Genomic DNA, 15,357 nt, shown 5'->3' with positions numbered 1-15,357 from the left:
AGTTACCAGCCTCTTTAATTGTAGTCGCCTTAGCCTAAGCGGTAGTTTGGCGCTTCTTTGGTAATGTTCACGTCGTGTACGTGACTTTCGCCCATGCCTGCTGAAGTAACCCGCACGAACTGAGCTTTTGTATTTAGCTCTTCGATTGTGGCGCACCCTGTTAATCCCATTGCTGAGCGTAATCCGCCCATTTGCTGGTGGATAATATTGGCAATGGGGCCTTTGTAGGCCACGCGCCCTTCTATGCCTTCTGGTACGAGTTTTTCAGCATTATTCGACTCTTGGAAGTAACGATCAGACGAGCCGTGGCTTTGGTTCATTGCACCTAATGAGCCCATGCCGCGATACGACTTGTAGTAGCGGCCTTGAAACAGCTCTACTTCGCCCGGGCTTTCTTCTGTGCCCGCCAACATGCTCCCTACCATCACGCAGCTAGCACCCGCGGCTAGAGCCTTAGCAATGTCGCCTGAAAAACGAATACCACCATCAGCAATAACTGGAATATCAGTCCCTTTTAGTGCCTCTACAGCATCGGATACCGCGGTAATTTGAGGAACACCACAACCAGTTACGATACGCGTAGTACAGATTGAGCCTGGACCAATACCTACTTTAACTGCATCCACACCCGCATCGGCTAGCGCTCTGGCGCCATCGGCAGTGGCCACGTTACCGGCAATAATTTGTACGTCAGGGTATTCGCTACGAATTTTTTTCACGCGGTCGATAACACCTTGCGAGTGACCATGAGAGGTATCAATAAGCAGCACATCCACGCCCGCATCTACCAATAAGGCTATGCGTTCATCGGTACCTGGCCCAACACTCACTGCAGCACCAACACGCAAACGACCTAATGAATCTTTACATGCATTAGGTTTATTTTCGGCTTTTTGGAAATCTTTAACTGTAATAAGGCCGGTAAGCTTAAAGCTATCGTCTACCACGAGAATTTTTTCGATACGATTTTCGTGCATTAGGTCTAAAACGATATCAGAGCTTGCACCCTCTTTAACGGTAACCAAGTCATCTTTGCCCGTCATTACGTTGCTAATAGGCAATTCAAGACGTTTTTCAAAGCGCAGGTCACGGCCAGTAACAATACCTATAAGATTGTTATCTTTATCAGTAACAGGGAAACCTGAGTAACCTAAACGTTTAGATAGCGCATTGACTTCACCAATGGTGGCATCCTTAGTCACGGTAACCGGATCGGAAACCACCCCACTTTCGTATTTTTTAACTTCACGTACGTGCTTCGCTTGCTCTTCAGGCTTCATGTTTTTATGAATAAAACCTATGCCACCCTCTTGCGCAAGTGCGATGGCTAAACGCGCTTCAGAAACCGTATCCATGGCAGCTGACACCATTGGGATATTTAATGTAACGTCGCGAGTTAAACGTGTTTGTAAACTGGCTGTATGAGGAAGGACGGTTGAGTGGCCGGGAACCAGCAACACATCGTCAAATGTCAGGGCTTCTTGGATGATACGTAGCATGCAACAACACCTATTCAGTTGAGGGTTAATTGCGGCGCAATTGTAGTGTTTTTTAGATTTAAGGTAAACTCTATTCGTATTAAACCCGATGATTTTTTTTATGTTTACAAATTCGCCATCTACATCTCGACAAATTTTAACAGTTACTAAGCTAAACCGACTAGCAAGAACCGTCTTAGAAGGCGAAGTTGGACTAGTGTGGCTATCTGCCGAAATAAGTAACTTTGTGCGCGCTGCGTCCGGCCATTGGTATTTCACCCTGAAAGACAATAAAGCCCAAGTCAGGGCCGCCATGTTTAGAAATGCAAACCGTGTTATTAAACAGCGGCCAAAAGAGGGCGACAAAATATTAGTGCGTGCCTCAGTCGGGCTATATGAAGCACGAGGCGACTACCAGCTAGTAGTCGAACATATGGAAAGTGACGGTGAAGGTGCTCTCAAGCAAGCTTATGAGGCACTAAAAGCAAAGTTAAATAATGAGGGCTTGTTTGCCAGCGAGCGTAAAAAGCCTATGCCAGAGGTAATAAGCCGTATAGGCGTAGTCACCTCTGCCTCGGGCGCAGCGTTACACGATGTATTAAGTGTCTTAAAACGTCGTAGCCCACAAACCGAGATCATCGTGTATCCGACCATGGTACAGGGGGAGCAAGCCCACGCCCAGATTATTAATGCACTTAAGGTTGCCGATGAGCGTAACGAAGTGGATGTTATACTTCTCACCCGCGGAGGCGGCGCGTTAGAAGACTTATGGTGTTTTAACAATGAGGAATTAGCCCGGCAAATTTGCCGTATGCGGCTTCCTATTGTTAGCGCGGTAGGCCACGAGGTTGACTTTACTATCGCCGATTTTGTTGCCGACCTTCGCGCCCCTACCCCGTCTGCAGGCGCTGAGTTGCTAAGCCAGGATACATCGGCGCTGGTGCAATATCTCTATCAATACCGTCAGCGACTGGCGCGCAGTATGCGTAATGCGTTGCAACATGCCCTGCAACGTCAATCTCTACAGCGTCAACGATTACAAGCGGTTCATCCACAAACGCGTATTCAGAATCAGTGGCAAGCGCTTGATAGACTACAGCTACGGCTAAAATACGCCGTAAATAACACCTTAAATCGCGATTGTAACAGGATTTCGTTACACGTAAATAGGCTAGCTAAACAGTCGCCCGATACCACCGTTAAGCGCGCTCAACAACAATTGCTGCAACAAGATAAAGCGCTTAAGAGTGCAATGCGCAACTTACTTGCGAAGCAGCGTCAAAAACTGGCCTCAAAAGCAAGTTTACTTAATTCAGTTAGCCCTTTATCTACCTTATCCCGTGGCTACAGCATTACCATGCATAAGGATGCGGCGATCACTTCAATAAATAGGGTGGCTGAAGGTGATGTGATTGAATCTAGGGTGACGGATGGGCAAATAACCAGTAAAGTGATAGCTAAGGTTCCCCGTTAATTCAAAGGCACATGCTTGCTAGCGTATTTAGTTTCATCTATCACTAGCGTAAAGCTAAATATGTTTAAGCGTGTAAGTGCGTTACGTGCCCTACAACAGGGTTTGGGCTGCGCGCTTATGTGCTCTGTTTGCCTTTGTGCATTCGCGCAAGGGCAGACGTCGCCGTCAGGTAATGTGGATATCTCGGTGTTTTCAACGTATCCCAGTGACCAGGTGCTTGCGCGCTGTAAACAGGCAGTAGCGGCGAAAGAGTGTATACAAGATAGCATTGCCCCAGAAGTATTTGTAAAAGCACTATCTAGCCGCGGTTGGTTTAACCGTGTTGCCGCTTTTAGCGATGCCCTGGATTATGAGTTACTTATTGCTCATACATCCGGCCCCTCCTCATCTGAGGATACTATTGAGGCTCTCCATTTTACCGAAGTAACCTTGCTGTGGCGGGGTATGGAGATAGACTCTAGGATCATCGAAAACGCCTTTCCCCAAGATGTAAATAACCTTGAAAAAGCAGTAACCGTGTTAACCGATTGGTTTCACTATAGCCAGCACAGTGCGCTTTTCACCGCCGCGTTTCTGTATTCGTCGCTTAGTGCGAGTAATTACGTAGACGAATTAGTGGTCCCTTCTACGTTAGGCGACTTTGCGCGCTTAGATACACAGCTATATCCTGACCCGTTTAAGGGGGTTATCACGCGCTACACCCACCGGGAATTCGAGGAAGCGCTGGTAGATGTCACTGTTTACCCCATTTTAGCGCCATTAGAACATGACAAAGACCAAATTCTGATAAAACAGCTAAAAGCAGATTGGGAGAAGGCCGAGGCTGTGGCTGAACATCAGGCGCTTACCTTATACAAGCAACCCGCGGCAGCACGTTACCAAGCTAACAGCGAACATGCTGGCTGGCGATTAGGAATAAAAGCCGAATCGGCGACCCAAGACACCATTTATGCCACCACCTATGTATTTCAGCAACACGATAAGATTGTGAAAATTGCTACCACCTTCCCGTCAACTCAATCTGACCCTATCGCAAACGCGCTTATCGCGCAGATAGCTGTCCCCGAAGAGTCTTCGTTGATGATGCAGGTTCGCCCACTAATTAAATGAAGAAACCCAGCTAAACGCTGGGTTTCTTCATTTAATTAGTGGGCGAACTAAGCAACCTTGTAGAAGCTATCCTATTTCTTTTTATGAAAAGACATAAGACGCTTACGCTTTCTTTGTTGCGCAAGAGTAAGCTGGTTTTTCTTGCCCTCAAAAGGGTTATTGCCCTCTCTAAATTCAATTCGTATGGGCGTTCCCATAATTTCCAGCGATTTGCGGAAATAGTTCATAAGGAAGCGTTTATAAGAACTTGGTAAGTCATCGACCTGGTTACCGTGAATGACGATAACTGGCGGATTATACCCCCCAGCATGGGCATACTTCATCTTCACGCGGCGACCGCGAACCAACGGCGGTTGGTGATCATCCTGCGCCATTTCCATAATTTGGGTGAGTATAGAGGTATTAATACGCTTAGTGGCACTGGCGTATGCTTCTTGTACCGATTCAAATAAATTACCTACACCTGAACCATGTAAGGCAGAAATAAAGTGCAAACGGGCAAAATCGATAAAGCCTAAGCGGCGGTCTAATTCACGCTTAATGTCATCTTTTACGTCGGTACTCAACCCATCCCACTTGTTTACTGCAACCACAAGAGAACGGCCAGAATTTAGTACAAACCCCAACAAACTCAAATCTTGGTCTGTCACCCCTTCGCGCGCATCAATAACCAATAATACAACGTTTGATTCTTCGATAGCCTGTAAGGTTTTTACGATAGAAAATTTTTCTACCGCTTCGTTAATTTTTCTGCGCTTTCGCACGCCCGCGGTGTCAATAAGAATATATTCGCGCTCATCACGCTCCATGGGAATATATACACTGTCTCGGGTAGTCCCGGGTAAGTCATAAACCACAACCCGCTCTTCGCCTAAAATACGATTGGTGAGGGTTGATTTTCCAACGTTAGGTTTACCAACAATCGCCAACTTGATTGGGAGTGACTGTAACTTTTCCCGTTGCGCCTCGATGCCTAAATCTTCTTCCTTTTCTTGCACAATAACCTGCATATCTGGGAAGCTTTCTTCTAATGGCTCAAGAGCATCTTGTAGCAGCTGACTAACTCCGCGACCATGGGCGGCGGCTATCTGCTTAACATTGCCAAGGCCTAGAGCGTAAAATTCCGCGCTCTCGCTATCGCCGTCAATACCATCAACTTTATTAGCAACCACAAATACGTGTTTATTAATTCGGCGCAGATGATCGGCAATGCCTTTATCAGCAGGTAACAGCCCTACTCTAGCATCAACTAAAAACATCACTACGTCCGCCTCTTCAATGGCCAGCAAAGATTGTTGCGCCATTTCAGCATCTATCCCTGCTTCATCGCCGGTAATACCACCGGTATCTACAACGATAAACTGTCGCTGTTCAAATTTAGCTTGGCCATATTTTCTATCGCGGGTTAAGCCGGGGTAGTCTGCAACCAAGGCATCGCGAGAATTGGTCAATCGATTAAACAAGGTAGACTTGCCCACATTAGGGCGGCCAACCAAAGCAACTACGGGTAACATGTATCAGATCCTAAAGGTCGTGAAAGCGTAAAATGCACAAACCGCAAGTAAGCAAAGCTTACTTGCGGTCACAATGTGAGTATGTCGATTATACCTGTTTCGGTAAGGCGCGTCAGCATGTATCGCTGCCCGTACCCTGCACAGGAGACGTAAACCGTTAAGGTGTAGTTATTGCTGCCACAACGCCATTTCTGGTCACGGCAATAATTTTATCATCGACAATAACGGGTTCGGCATAAATGGCGTCATCTTCATCATCGCCACCTACATCTAGGCGAGAGACTATTTCACCAGACTCTTTTTCAATCCAGTGTAAAAAGCCCCAGTTGTCGCCCACTACTATATATTCATCAATAGGGGCTGCAGCAGTTAACGAGCGGCTCTTAAGGCCATTTTGAGACCACAACTCTACGCCATTTCGTCTATCAAGCGCATATACATTTGAGTTGTTATCTACAACAAATATCTTGTTTCCGTCGATAGTGAGGTTGCGGTACGAGCCATACTCACGTTTCCATATAATTCGCCCAGAGCGTAATTCAACTGCCGCTAAGGTGCCGTTATATGAAATGGTGTAAATGGTTCCACCGTACACTACTGGTGTAGTGTCAATATCAACAATACGCTCAAGTTCTGTGGCACCTGAAGGTGTAGCGATGACGGTTTCCCACGCAAGCACACCGCTTTGCAATATGTTAACTTGCAGCTTACCTGTTGAGCTTCCAACTATGGCACCGCCGTTTGCAGCTACCGGGCCTGATATACCACGCAACGTTAATGGCGGTGTATCACCTTCATGACGCCACTTTTGTTCGCCGGTACGAGTATCAAAACCAAACAGCACACCTGCGCCAGTATTCACCACAAGTATGCCTTCATCGGCTGAAGGTGCAGCAAGTACTTCCCCTGGGATAGATGCTTCCCATTTGGTTTCCCCTGTTTCAGCATCAAGTGCAATAACATCACCGTTTTCAGTACCAACGAAAACTTGTCTATCAGCTACTGATAGTCCGCCAATACGTGCACTTTCACCGTTGCGCCATAAACGGGAGATAGAATCCCATATACCTTCACCGTTGAATATTGCGAAGTCGCGCTCCCACACTACCTCACCCGTCTCAGGCTCAAGGACGACCACATTTCCGTGGCGATCGGCGGTATAAATTTTATCATAAGCATACACAGGACGAAGGCGTGAGAAATAACGATCGACGCCATCGCCAATGTCTTTGTCCCACTTCACCAACGGGGTGAACTGTGCATCAATAGGCTTCAAACGACGGATCTCTAGCTCTTCTTCATCGGCAAACCAATCTGAAATGGTGGAACAGCCTGATAAAGTTATAGACGCGGCTAATGCTATTGATATCGTGCGAGCAAAACGACCCTTACGGCCACAGGTGGTGTGAAACAATTTGTGTACCTCTTTATTTTTATGTGCCAGTTTACTGGCCCGCTGCAACAGCTAAATTATCTAGTTTCATTTGCAGTAACGGATTGTTGGCATTCTTTTCAAGTGCACTTGAATACGCTAGTCGAGCATCATCAAATTTACTTTGCTGTTGGTAAACATCACCTTTAAGTTCAGATACTTCAGCTGAAAATGCCTCATTAGAAATAGTGCCTAGCGTAGACAACGCAGCATCCAGCTGGTTCATTTCAATTTGCACACGGGTTAAACGAATAGCCGCAAGTGCTTTTAGTTCGTCGTTTTCAGCGAAGGTAACCACGTGATTTAAATGTGACGCTGCCGCGTCCAAATCACCCGCTTCCACTGCTTGTTTTGCGGCCAATAGGCTAGCAATACTGGCATAGCCAGAATCTTCATTTTGTTCAATGAAGGCAGCCACTTTATCCGCGCTTGTGTCGGTGCCAAATGTTTCAACTGCGTCTTGGTAAGCTACTGAGGCCATTTCACGGCTTTCAATTTGGCTATCAGAATAATAACGCCAGCCAAATAAGCCGCCTAATCCTAATGCAGCGCCAACAATGATGGCTACTCCATGCTCTTTCCAAAACCGTTTAATCGCTTCTACTTGCTGTTCTTCTGTTGCGAATTGTTCCATGTTTTCCTCTTCTTATTCTGCTAGCAGGCTGGCAAGAGTGGCTGATAGATCAGTAAACGCAACTGTTTGCTGTTCTTGTCCGTCACGAAGTGGCTTAACGCCAACTTCCCGCGCTTGCATTTCCTGAGACCCTAGCAATAGGGCTAATTTTGCGCCTGTTTTATCTGCGCGTTTTAGTTGTTTCTTAAAGTTTCCGCCACCACAATGCATCATAATACGTACAGAAGGCAGTGTATTGCGAAGGTGCTCTGATACTTCAACCGCGTACGCCTGCGCGTCTTCGCCCATGGCAGTAACATAGACGTCAGCCGCACTATTATCTTGGCCTTCCTCGGTAAGCGTGGTAAGTAAGAGTACTAACCGCTCTATCCCCATTGCAAACCCAACTGCCGGTGTCGCTTTACCGCCTAGCTGTTCAACGAGACCGTCGTATCGACCGCCCGCACATACTGTACCTTGTGCGCCTAAGCTATCCGTTACCCATTCAAATACGGTACGGTTGTAATAGTCAAGACCACGAACAAGGCGCGGGTTAACTTCAAAATTAATACCGGCTTGGGTAAGCTGTTGGCATAGAGTATCGAAGTGAGATTTCGACGCATCATCTAAATGATCGAGTAACGACGGCGCATCTGCAATCGCTTCTTGCACCGCGGGATTTTTACTGTCTAATACGCGAAGAGGATTGCTCTCTAGGCGACGAAGAGACTCTTCATCTAACTTATCAGCACGAGCTTTCAAATATTCGATAAGGGTTTCGCGATACGCTTGACGGGCTTCGTTAGATCCTAAGGAGTTAATTTGCAGCGTAACGTGCTGCTCAATACCAAAGGCTTTCCACAAACGTGCGCTAAGTAGAATAACTTCTAAGTCGATATCTGGGCCATCAATGCCAAAGGTTTCTACACCAAATTGATGAAACTGACGGTAGCGACCTTTTTGCGGACGCTCATGACGAAACATAGGCCCCATGTACCATAAGCGCTGTTGTTGATTATACAACAGGCCATGTTCATTCCCCGCACGCACACAACTGGCAGTGCCTTCAGGACGCAAGGTTAAGCTGTCACCGTTTCTGTCGGCAAAGGTATACATTTCCTTTTCGACAATGTCGGTTACCTCTCCAATAGAGCGCTTGAATAAATCGGTGCTCTCTACAATAGGAGTTCGGATTTCCTGGTAACCATAACTGGCTACCACCTGACGGAGAACAGATTCTACTTTCTGCCATGTACCGGATATTTCCGGCAGGCAATCATTCATTCCGCGAATTGCCTGAATAGTCTTAGCCACGTGAATTTCTCATACTGCAAAATAGTGAAAAGCCCCGCATTATAGGGGCTTTAATGGTAAACAACAATGCTACAAGCTTAGTCTTTTACTGATACTTGAATTTTATTCTGTTCGTTTATACGTGCTGCCTTCGCGCGAATTTTCGCTTCCAGCTTATCTACCAAATCATTATTCGGTAAACGTTCCTTTACTCTTTTTCCATCTTCATAAAGGCCACTCATGTTGCGTGCCCCCGTTAAGCCTAAATCGGATACTTCTGCTTCGCCGGGTCCATTCACCACGCAACCAATAATAGATACGTCCATGGGTGTAAGTATATCTTCAAGGCGCTGCTCTAGTGCATTCACGGTACCAATAACATCGAACTCTTGGCGAGAGCAGCTCGGGCACGCAATGAAATTAATACCGCGAGAACGAATTCGCAACGATTTTAAAATATCAAAACCTACTTTTATCTCTTCAACTGGGTCGGCTGCAAGAGATATACGGATAGTATCACCAATTCCTTCCGCTAATAGCATCCCTAAACCGACTGAGCTCTTTACCGCCCCTGCTCGTTGTCCGCCGGCTTCCGTAATCCCTAAATGCAATGGTTGATCAATTTTTTGTGCCAATAAACGGTAGGCGCCAACAGCAAGAAACACATCTGAGGCCTTAACACTCACTTTAAACTGATCAAAATTTAACTTATCCAAAATATCGACATGACGCATAGCCGATTCAACCAACGCCTCTGGTGTAGGCTCACCATATTTTTCTTGCAAGTCTTTCTCTAATGACCCGCCGTTTACCCCAATACGAATAGGAATATTTTTGTCACGTGCGCAATCGACCACCGATTTTACCCGTTCCATATTACCAATATTACCAGGGTTAATGCGTAAACAGTCTACGCCGTACTCCGCCACTTTAAGGGCGATACGATAATCAAAATGAATGTCGGCGATAAGCGGTACGCTAACCTGTTGTTTGATAACTTTAAATGCTTCTGCGGCTTCCATAGTAGGAACCGACACACGAACAATTTCACCGCCTACTGCCACAATACGGTTTATTTGATCTACCGTTGCAGCAATATCTGTAGTACGGGTATTTGTCATTGACTGAACAGCAATGGGCGCGCCATCGCCAATAGGAACGTTACCGACATTAATACGCGTAGATTTTCTGCGCTTAATAGGGCTTTCTGCAAACATCTAAATACCTATATAGGAAGTGAGAATCGCGAAGTGCGACCATTTTGATAGGCCGATATATCTACCGGCTCACCGTTCACTGAAATTCTTACATTATCAGGTGCGCCTAGCGTAACTTCAACCGGCGGTACACCCTGAATTTCCATAACCCGCCCAGATTGCTTTACACCGTAAGCTATCGCTTCACCATTCGCATCTTTAATGTTCACCCAGCAATCATCGTCAAAGGTAAAGGTCATACTAATAGGCGGTAAGTCACTCTCAGCCGCTGAGGTACGAGTTACCGTGTCCAAATCTACCCTGTTATCGTCACTTTGCGCTATAAGTGCAGTTACATTGTTACTCTCATCAGGCACATTAGTCGCTTGCTCAACATCTTCATTGCCTGCGCTTTGTATCTCATTGTTATTAGCAGGGGCCTGATCGCTTTCGCCGGCCAAAGGCGTACTTGAGGAATCAACGCTATCAGGCGCACCAAGTGTATCGTTTGCCCCGCTCGTTGAGATACCGCCAACTGATGTAGCTGAGGGTATCGGGGTAGAACTCGCCTCTTCTTTTACGGAAGAAACAATGCTTTCTTCTGGTTGGGTATCATCACTTGGTTGCTGATACCACCAAGCGACAACACCGGCAATAATCAACAATAAAATAAGATAAGTTACCATCATCCAACGGTCATCGTGTGTCTGTTTTGCGACACGTCGTGAAAAGCTTTGCAGCTTTGCCGGGGGATCTGCTTTTACATGTTTTTGCTCAAACGCAGCAATAACCGCTGCAGAGTCGAGCCCTAACTGTTTAGCATAATTACGGACATACCCTTTAGTGAAGGTTATTGAGGCATTGTCATCAAGCCGGTCTTCTTCCAAATCATTGATTTGATTAGCTTTCAAAAAAAGCTTTTCAGCCACTTGCTGTTGCGACAGCCCTAATGCTTCGCGTCGTTCACGCAGCATCTGGCCTGGACTTGGCGTATTTTCTTGTGATGGCGAATTGTTTTCTTCCGCCGCGTTTTCTTCTGACACCATTCGACTTCCTATTCCTCCTGCATATTAACGGGAACTAACCAAAGCTTCATACCGGCAAAAATTGCGCCAGGATCTTCTAGATTATTCCAGTTTTGCAGAGTGGCAACTTTAATATTGTGCATTAGCGAAATACGATAAAGGTTTTCGCCCTGTTTTACTATATGGAACTGAGGTGTATTCGTAGATACTTTACTGTTTTCATTCGATGTTTTTGGCTGTGGTGAAGGTTGTTGCGAATTCTGTGTGCTATCCGCATTCGTGTTTGCGCCATTATTTGCTTGGTCTGCTTTCACCGTGCGAGTTACTTCAGGTTCATTCAATTCGGCCTGCGCGTAGCGTTTTGCTGCGTTACTCTCTGGATACACAGAGACTAACATATCGCCATATTGTTTTGCGGTTTCTCTGTCTCCTTGGCCACGGGCAATCTCAAATGCCATCCACAGGGAGTCTGGCGAGACATTGGCTACTTTCTCATATTTTCGCAACGTAGCCTTGGCCTCTTCCCATTGTTCAGTACTCATGTACATCTCGGTAAGAATCAGTAGGCTCTTTTGACGAGCAGGTTGATGATTAAGCGCCTCTTTAAGATAATCTATAGCCTCTTGGGCATTTCCTTGGCTTTGCGCGCAAAGCGCCAAATTCTCATAGGTTTGTGCAGAATTAGCATACTGGCGATTATTGATGGCTTTTAAAAAGTAAACCTTAGCGGCTTGGTAATTACCGTTTTGGCACTTGAACGCGCCATAACTATTGGCAATATCTCCATTGCCGGGCGCTAAATCAATGGCAGTCTCGTAGGATTCCTCAGCACGAGTGGTATCTCCTACCAGTTGATAATAGTACGCCAGTGAATAATGGACATCGGCTGAAGAAGGGTCGAACTCCAATGCTTTATCGAGGTTTTTCTTCGCCTGGGTATAGTTGTTGTTCTTAAGATATGTGAGGCCTAATGACATACGCGTTTTGGCCGCTTCTTTTTGATTGAAGCTATCGCCGTATAACCCGGGTTGTGTATTGCTCACACAACCCGTTACGGTAAGTAGTGTTGCTACTATTATCGCTAGCCTAATTCGTTGCATGGTATACCCCAATATCTTAATGATTATTGGGCCATTTTTACCGAAATTGCTTCGCCCTTCATCTGTTTTTTCAACATTCTTTTAGTACGGTCAACAACATCGCCCACTAACTGACCGCACGCAGCATCGATATCGTCGCCGCGAGTTTTCCGTACAACTGTGGTAAGCCCATAATCCATAAGGACTTTTGAAAACCTATCGATGCGCGAGTTACTCGAACACGTATAGGGAGAGCCAGGGTATGGGTTGAACGGAATTAAGTTAATTTTACACGGCGTATCTTTTAATACCTGGGCTAATTCGTGAGCTTGATCAGTGCTGTCGTTAATGTGCGATAGCATGACATACTCAATGGTAACCTTACCCTGATTTGCACGGGATTTGGCTAAATAACGACGAACCGCAGCTAAAAAGGTTTCGATGTTGTATTTTTTATTGATAGGTACAATTTCATTGCGTAGTTCATCGTTTGGCGCGTGAAGAGAAATGGCTAACGCTACATCAATTTTATCGCCTAACATATCAAGCGCAGGAACCACGCCAGACGTACTTAACGTAACGCGACGTTTAGACAACCCAAAGCCGAAGTCGTCAAGCATAATATCCATGGCTGGTACCACGTTTTTAAGATTGAGCAGAGGTTCGCCCATGCCCATCATAACCACATTCGTGATGGGGCGCTTACTGGTGTCTTTTGATAGCCCAAGGAACGTCGCTACGCGCCATACTTGCCCAATAATTTCGCTTACGCTTAAGTTACGGTTAAAGCCCTGTTGCGCGGTTGAACAAAACGTACATTCTAACGCGCAGCCTACTTGTGAAGAAACACACAAGGTAGCGCGGTCAGTTTCGGGGATCCATACCGACTCAATCTCTTGCCCGCCTTCAAGGGTCAATACAAATTTAATGGTACCGTCGCTGGCCTCCTGAAAATAGGCGATTTCTGGCGCTTTGATTTCACAATGCTCAATCAACATAGCGCGAAGATTTTTATTCAGGTTACTCATCTTTTCAAAATCGCTTTCGCCGTGCTGATAAATCCACTTCATCAGCTGGTCGGCGCGAAACGGCTTTTCGCCTTTTTCCTTGAAGAAATTACGCAAGCCTTCGCGATTAAGATTTAATAAGTTTGTCTTTGCCATAAAGATGATGACCCTTTTTACCTAAACAAAGCATATATGCTTTGTACTGCTAATTGGATAGTGCATTTCATTGTGCGTGCAGACGTCGGACTGGCGACCTGAAAACAACGAACGTGAAGATGAAACCCGCTATAATTCGTTACCTAAGCGTGAAATGTCACGTCAGGGGGCAGCAAGAGTGAAAACCCCGCCCCAAATTCGTACAAAATTTGCGCGAATACTACCACAGATACGGTCATAGAAAAAGCGTGCTATCCCTATGCCCCTTAAATTCTGCAAGCGCTATATTACTGGTACAAAAAAACGAGGCTAAAGCCTCGTTTTTTTGTTTGCTTTAGCGTGCGATTAACGCGTGCGTGGGCAAATTTCTTCTTCAGAGAAGAAGTAAGCGATTTCACGTGCTGCTGATTCAGGAGCATCTGAACCATGTACTGCGTTTTCATCGATAGACGCAGCGTAATCAGAACGTAGTGTTCCGGCAGCCGCATCAGCAGGGTTAGTTGCACCCATGATTTCACGATTTGCAAGTACTGCATTTTCGCCTTCAAGTACTTGAACCATTACTGGACCAGATGTCATGAAGTCAACCAAAGCACCAAAGAAAGGACGCTCTTTGTGTTCTGCGTAAAAACCTTCCGCTTGCTCTTTGCTCATGTGGATCATCTTAGATGCCACAATGCGAAGACCTGCAGACTCGAAACGGTTGTAAATTGCACCGATTACGTTTTTAGCAACCGCATCAGGCTTGATAATCGAAAAAGTGCGCTCAAGAGCCATGTTCTTTCTCCAAACAAAAATAGACTTATAAATTTTGGCCGCGAATTATAGGCAATTATTATCGCCTTGACCAGCAACGATTTGCATTATACCCATAATGCTGAGGCAATGCGGTATAAGCTACTAATAAACCAGTTAAATATGACAAACGCGTGACCATTTAAACCTTGCCTAACAGGCAATTTATTAAATCTGCGGTCAGCGTTGCTATAAGTTAAACGTTATTACGTGCTAAATCTTGAATTTTGCCTACGATAGCTCTTAGGCCATTCCCCCGGGTTGGCGTAATATGACGCTCTAAATCAAGGGCTTCAAAATAGCCATCGATATCAAACGCTAAAATCGCCTTGGGAGACTTATTATTATAAGCAGCAAGCACAAGTGCGAGTAGCCCTTGTACAATCACAGCATCACTGTCAACGTCAAAGGTAATAACCTCACCGTTATAGTTCTCTATCAACCACACGCTGCTTTGGCAGCCTTTCACTAAACGATCAGGGGTTTTAGCGTCTTCAGGTAGCCCAGGAATAGACTTGCCTAAATCAATGATATATTGATAGCGTTGCTCCCAGTCATCAAAGAACGCCAAGTCGTCAATAATTTCGTCACTGCTTGGTAATTGCATAAGACTTCCTGTGTATTAAAAGAATAGACCCGCTTCTAATTGCGCTTCTTCGCTCATCATTTCCCGCGACCAGGGCGGATCGAATACAAGCTCAACATTCACCGTCTTAACATGGGGCACCATAGCAACGCGATATTCAACATCGCCGACTAACACTGGCCCCATACCACAACCAGGTGCGGTAAGGGTCATGTCAATATCAACGCTCGCGTTTGCTTGATCGATACTTACCTTGTAAATGAGCCCTAGCGATACGAGGTTAATCGGGATCTCTGGATCGAATATCGTTTCCAGCGCATCCCACACCTGTTGTTCACTAATTTGGCCGTCGTCAGGGGCGGCAAAGTCAATGACCTGCGGCTTACGACCAATAGCATCGGCATCAGTACCATCAATACGATACATATTACCCCGCCAGGTAACGGTAAAGTTACCCCCTAAATCTTGGGTAATATTAACGAACTCGCCTTCGGGAATTGTGGCAGGGTTACCTGCGGGTACCAAGCGTGCTTTACATTCGCGCTCGGTAACTACCATTTTTTGCTTCATGCTATTACTTATAAAGCCTTATTTAAGAG

Annotated in this window: 14 protein-coding genes; 2 read left to right on the top strand and 12 right to left on the bottom strand. The window is 45.8% G+C overall.

Translation table 11 applies throughout. From position 1 onward, the window contains the following. Positions 1-29: 29 nt before the first annotated feature. Positions 30-1,499: an IMP dehydrogenase gene (gene guaB, locus GTH32_RS16475; protein WP_163087801.1), complete on the bottom strand. Its 1,470-nt coding sequence runs from the start codon at positions 1,497-1,499 to the stop codon at positions 30-32. A 100-nt stretch (positions 1,500-1,599) separates the two neighbouring features. On the opposite strand from guaB, the gene xseA reads away from it, so the two are divergent. Next, positions 1,600-2,952 (top strand): exodeoxyribonuclease VII large subunit, encoded by a 1,353-nt coding sequence (gene xseA, locus GTH32_RS16470; protein WP_163087799.1) that lies wholly within the window; start codon positions 1,600-1,602, stop codon positions 2,950-2,952. Between the two features lie 60 nt (positions 2,953-3,012). Further along, positions 3,013-4,062, top strand: coding sequence for a hypothetical protein (locus GTH32_RS16465; protein WP_163087797.1), 1,050 nt, complete (start codon positions 3,013-3,015; stop codon positions 4,060-4,062). Between the two features lie 71 nt (positions 4,063-4,133). Here GTH32_RS16465 and der read toward each other — a convergent pair whose 3' ends face one another. From der to sufT, 11 genes are all read right to left on the bottom strand, one after another. Continuing rightward, positions 4,134-5,576, bottom strand: a complete 1,443-nt coding sequence (der, locus tag GTH32_RS16460) for a ribosome biogenesis GTPase Der (protein WP_163087795.1) — start codon at positions 5,574-5,576, stop codon at positions 4,134-4,136. Between the two features lie 157 nt (positions 5,577-5,733). Beyond that, the gene (gene bamB, locus GTH32_RS16455) at positions 5,734-6,990 is read right to left on the bottom strand and encodes an outer membrane protein assembly factor BamB (RefSeq protein WP_163087793.1); all 1,257 of its coding nucleotides are present in this window, start codon (positions 6,988-6,990) and stop codon (positions 5,734-5,736) included. A gap of 31 nt (positions 6,991-7,021) precedes the next feature. Further along, positions 7,022-7,642, bottom strand: coding sequence for a YfgM family protein (locus GTH32_RS16450; protein ID WP_163087791.1), 621 nt, complete (start codon positions 7,640-7,642; stop codon positions 7,022-7,024). 12 nt (positions 7,643-7,654) lie between these two features. Next, positions 7,655-8,935: a histidine--tRNA ligase gene (hisS, locus tag GTH32_RS16445; protein WP_163087789.1), complete on the bottom strand. Its 1,281-nt coding sequence runs from the start codon at positions 8,933-8,935 to the stop codon at positions 7,655-7,657. Positions 8,936-9,012: 77 nt separating this feature from the next. Next, complete coding sequence (gene ispG, locus GTH32_RS16440; RefSeq protein ID WP_163087787.1) at positions 9,013-10,131, bottom strand: flavodoxin-dependent (E)-4-hydroxy-3-methylbut-2-enyl-diphosphate synthase; 1,119 nt, start codon at positions 10,129-10,131, stop codon at positions 9,013-9,015. Positions 10,132-10,139: 8 nt separating this feature from the next. Continuing rightward, positions 10,140-11,156, bottom strand: coding sequence for a RodZ domain-containing protein (locus GTH32_RS16435; protein WP_163087785.1), 1,017 nt, complete (start codon positions 11,154-11,156; stop codon positions 10,140-10,142). 8 nt (positions 11,157-11,164) lie between these two features. Next, entirely contained in the window at positions 11,165-12,235 is a 1,071-nt protein-coding gene (gene pilW / locus GTH32_RS16430) for a type IV pilus biogenesis/stability protein PilW (protein WP_163087783.1), read from the bottom strand. 23 nt (positions 12,236-12,258) lie between these two features. Next, positions 12,259-13,377 (bottom strand): dual-specificity RNA methyltransferase RlmN, encoded by a 1,119-nt coding sequence (rlmN, locus tag GTH32_RS16425; protein ID WP_163087781.1) that lies wholly within the window; start codon positions 13,375-13,377, stop codon positions 12,259-12,261. Between the two features lie 345 nt (positions 13,378-13,722). After that, positions 13,723-14,154, bottom strand: a complete 432-nt coding sequence (gene ndk / locus GTH32_RS16420) for a nucleoside-diphosphate kinase (protein ID WP_012519000.1) — start codon at positions 14,152-14,154, stop codon at positions 13,723-13,725. Positions 14,155-14,368: 214 nt separating this feature from the next. Then, entirely contained in the window at positions 14,369-14,779 is a 411-nt protein-coding gene (locus tag GTH32_RS16415) for a SufE family protein (RefSeq protein ID WP_163087779.1), read from the bottom strand. Between the two features lie 15 nt (positions 14,780-14,794). Continuing rightward, a complete protein-coding gene (gene sufT / locus GTH32_RS16410; RefSeq protein WP_163087777.1) occupies positions 14,795-15,328 on the bottom strand; it encodes a putative Fe-S cluster assembly protein SufT in 534 nt (177 codons plus the stop codon). Positions 15,329-15,357 lie beyond the last annotated feature (29 nt).

This window comes from Alteromonas profundi, from assembly GCF_010500865.1.
Classification (GTDB): domain Bacteria; phylum Pseudomonadota; class Gammaproteobacteria; order Enterobacterales; family Alteromonadaceae; genus Alteromonas; species Alteromonas profundi.
This window is presented reverse-complemented; position numbering and strand designations above follow the sequence as displayed.

Bases quoted from the DNA above. Each gene is read 5' to 3' on its own strand.
- guaB (WP_163087801.1), bottom strand. From the start codon at position 1,499: ATGCTACGTATCATCCAAGAAGCCCTGACATTTGACGATGTGTTGCTG.
- xseA (WP_163087799.1), top strand. From the start codon at position 1,600: ATGTTTACAAATTCGCCATCTACATCTCGACAAATTTTAACAGTTACT.
- GTH32_RS16465 (WP_163087797.1), top strand. From the start codon at position 3,013: ATGTTTAAGCGTGTAAGTGCGTTACGTGCCCTACAACAGGGTTTGGGC.
- der (WP_163087795.1), bottom strand. From the start codon at position 5,576: ATGTTACCCGTAGTTGCTTTGGTTGGCCGCCCTAATGTGGGCAAGTCT.
- GTH32_RS16450 (WP_163087791.1), bottom strand. From the start codon at position 7,642: ATGGAACAATTCGCAACAGAAGAACAGCAAGTAGAAGCGATTAAACGG.
- ispG (WP_163087787.1), bottom strand. From the start codon at position 10,131: ATGTTTGCAGAAAGCCCTATTAAGCGCAGAAAATCTACGCGTATTAAT.
- GTH32_RS16435 (WP_163087785.1), bottom strand. From the start codon at position 11,156: ATGGTGTCAGAAGAAAACGCGGCGGAAGAAAACAATTCGCCATCACAA.
- pilW (WP_163087783.1), bottom strand. From the start codon at position 12,235: ATGCAACGAATTAGGCTAGCGATAATAGTAGCAACACTACTTACCGTA.
- rlmN (WP_163087781.1), bottom strand. From the start codon at position 13,377: ATGGCAAAGACAAACTTATTAAATCTTAATCGCGAAGGCTTGCGTAAT.
- ndk (WP_012519000.1), bottom strand. From the start codon at position 14,154: ATGGCTCTTGAGCGCACTTTTTCGATTATCAAGCCTGATGCGGTTGCT.
- GTH32_RS16415 (WP_163087779.1), bottom strand. From the start codon at position 14,779: ATGCAATTACCAAGCAGTGACGAAATTATTGACGACTTGGCGTTCTTT.
- sufT (WP_163087777.1), bottom strand. From the start codon at position 15,328: ATGAAGCAAAAAATGGTAGTTACCGAGCGCGAATGTAAAGCACGCTTG.